Origin of the sequence: Kitasatospora sp. MBT63 (assembly GCF_000710465.2) — a bacterium.
Classification (GTDB): Bacteria; Actinomycetota; Actinomycetes; order Streptomycetales; family Streptomycetaceae; genus Kitasatospora.
This window is the reverse complement of sequence record NZ_JAIZ01000140.1, coordinates 1-2,873: the sequence shown is the minus strand read 5'-3', so window position 1 is coordinate 2,873 and position 2,873 is coordinate 1. Positions and strand designations below refer to the sequence as shown.

Annotated in this window: 4 protein-coding genes; all 4 read right to left on the bottom strand. The window is 72.6% G+C overall.

What is annotated here, in order from left to right; all coding sequences use genetic code 11:
* Positions 1-136 (bottom strand): HU family DNA-binding protein (locus AA75_RS09575; RefSeq protein WP_033819429.1); only part of this gene is annotated, 136 nt, incomplete at its 3' end.
* A gap of 333 nt (positions 137-469) precedes the next feature.
* Positions 470-1,516 carry a replication-relaxation family protein gene (locus tag AA75_RS09570; protein WP_033819428.1) on the bottom strand — a complete coding sequence of 349 codons (1,047 nt, stop codon included), beginning with the start codon at positions 1,514-1,516 and terminating at the stop codon, positions 470-472.
* A 56-nt stretch (positions 1,517-1,572) separates the two neighbouring features.
* Positions 1,573-2,202, bottom strand: coding sequence for a YoaK family protein (locus AA75_RS09565; RefSeq protein WP_233288974.1), 630 nt, complete (start codon positions 2,200-2,202; stop codon positions 1,573-1,575).
* 160 nt (positions 2,203-2,362) lie between these two features.
* Positions 2,363-2,873 (bottom strand): amidohydrolase family protein (locus AA75_RS09560; RefSeq protein WP_033819426.1); only part of this gene is annotated, 511 nt, incomplete at its 5' end.

Here is a 2,873-nt window from a genome sequence, read left to right as displayed (position 1 = left end):
GGATGGTGACCTTCTCGTCGCCCTTGGCGACGACCTCGCCCGTGATCTCGGCGAAGGCGGCCAGCACCGCATCGGCGTCCTTGCGGGTCACCTCGGCACGCTCGGCCAACGCGACCACCAGCTCACTACGGTTCATGGGACATACTCCGAATCTGTTCATCGTCCCGGCCGGACACCGGACGGGGCAGCAGACGGCCATGCTCTCACCGGCCGTCCGCCGAACCCGGCTGCCACAAGCTCTGGCGCGGCGCTCCCGGCCGAGCGGGGCAACGGTCCTGACGTAGCGGGAACGCAGTGCCGACGACGAACGGTCGGTGACCGGCCGCCTCACGCCCGCGGGAGCCGCCCTGCGCACCCGGGCGCAGTCGACGTTCGCCGTGAGCGGCTGCCTCAGGAGCACGTCCGGTTGCCCCGCCGTTCGGCACTTCGGGTCGAAGAAGGCGGTCCCGGCAACCGTGCGCGACACCCCCTATCTCCATCCCTCTCCCTCCTTCTCGATTCGCGGACGGTTCTCCGCTGCGACCTCCTTGCCACGCGTTCTGTCGCATCCGTCCTGTTCGGATGCGGCGTCGCGGTCCTCGAGTGCCTCGGGAAGGCTGAGGCCGTGGTTGTTGCGGCCGTATCGCCGCCAGACTTCGCCCATCGGCCCGTGCTGTTGGAGGAGTTCGAGCGTGGTGGCGATGACGGGGATGGTGTCGTCGTGGCGATCCCAGCCGTCATCTCCGTCTTCTCGCCTCCGGCGGGGCGGGCAGTACTTGCGGCACAGGTCGTAGATGGTCTTGAGCCGGTCGGTGAGTGGGTGGGAGCCGGCGTCGGTGACGACGAGGGCGATGGGCGGACATCCGTCCCGGGTGTGGCCGGGGTGGGCCTGCCGCCACCCGGCGGCGGCACCGCCGGGGGCGGTCGGCGGGCGGTTGCGGACCCGGCGGCGGAAGAGCTCCGGGCAGGCCGGGAAGCTCGCCGCGACCGGGGCCGGGGGCATGGTCGACCGGCCGACCTCGACCAACAGCTCCGGCACGCCGATCTCCGGTGCCTGGAGTACCGCGTCCGGCCGCACCTTGCGTCTCCCTCCCGGGAGGGTGAACTCGGTCTCGGTCGACCAGGACGTCACCCTCCCGACCCCGCCCGCGCCGTCGGCACCGCCGCCGCGTACGAAGGCCACTATGGTCTCGTTGACGGCCATGGTGTGCGAGGCTCCGGTCCGGCCGGCGCCGCGGGTGGCACCGCCCGCCTCGCCACGGACCAGCTCCAGCAGCAGGTGCGCCGCCGAGCTGGGGCCGTCCGTGTCGTTGAGTCGCCAGGTCCTTTGCTGTGCCGTCGTGTTGCCGTCCGGGACGGTGAGGCCGTTCAACTGGAGGTCGAGCAGCGCAGCCCGGATCGACTTGCCGGAGCCCAGATGTGGGCGCAGCAGGCGGTGGAGTTGGTCGTCGGTGGCGATCTTGAGGATGCCGAGGGCGGTGAGGATGTCTTCGCGCAGGGAGTCGGTGGGGCCGGTGGGCTCGTGTTGGTGGGTCACTGGTGATCTTCCTGGGCGCGAACGGGGCGTGTGTCGGCGACGGGTGGCACCGGTTCTCACTCCCGCAGGAGGAGCACGGTGGCACCCGTCAGTGCCGCGCCGGCCACCAGTGCCCAGGCGATCTGCCCGTGCAGGACCAGGACCGCGCCCGGTAGGGCCCCCGCCAGCATGGTGGCGACCGCGAGGATCCTGCGGCGTTGGCGCGGCGAGTTGGCACCGGCCAGGCGGGACTCGGCCGCCAGGCCGGTCAGGGTGAGGGTGAGCACGGTGGTGGTGAGGTCCGGTACACCGAGGTCTCGCACGGTGCCGTTGCGGATGCCCATCGCGATGGCGACCAGGGCGATCACGGCGTACTGTACGGACCCGTTCGCGCTCCAGGCGAAGACGACGAGAGCGGCCACGCCGTTCAGCGCGGCTTCCGTGATCAGGGCGGTGCGCAGCCATCGGCCGCGTCCGGGGGGTCCGTACCGTCGCATGAGGCGGCCGGCCAGCGTCGCGCCGAGGAGGAAGGCGGCGAGGGAGGTCAGCGAGCCCACGATGGAGAACCCGGGGGCCCCGGCCAGGGCGAAGGCGATGACGACGACGTTGCCGGTCATGTTCGCCGTGAAGACGTGTCCGAGGCCGAGGTAGCTGACGGCGTCGATCAGGCCGCTGACCAGGGTGAGGGCGAGCAGGGCCACCGCCAGCGGGTGGCGGTCCTGGACCTGCGGACCGGGGAGCCGCGGCGAGGTCGCAGCCGGGGGACCGTCCGTGGGTGCGGCCACGACACCTCCTCAGGGGGTTCTTTTCCGGGGGCGCAGGCGGGGGAGTCGCCTCGGCCGACGGTACCGGGGTGCCGGCGCGGCATCAGAGGAAGCACGGGTCCAGCGGTGTGGCGGACCGGCCGGGGGCGGCGAGGCCGCGGGCTTCGCGCCAGGCGTGCTGTTCCTCGGAGGCGAGTACCGCCTCGGTCACCCCCCTGGCCTGGGTGACGCCGCCCAGGCCAGGGGCAGGGGTGGCGTGGTAGCCGCCGAACCGCGCGACCGGGCTCCACGCCGGTGTCACCGACGGCAGGTCTGGGGCCAGCCCCTGGTGCTCCTGGGCGCCGTGGACGATGCGGCCCCCGACCACGGTGAGGACGGACTCGATGTGCGGGATGTCCGCCTCGGGCACGGTGAAGTAGTCGGCGCTGAGCACCGCGAGGTCCGCGTAACTCCCGACCGTGAGCCGTCCCTTGACCGCTTCCTCGCCGGTGAGGCGGGCGCCGCCCAGGGTGTACAGCTCCAGGGCCTGCTCACGGCTGAGCCGGTTGTGGTCGGCGGCGAGCCGTCGCCCGCTGACCGCGCGGCCGGAGACCAGCCAGTGCAGGGCGACCCAC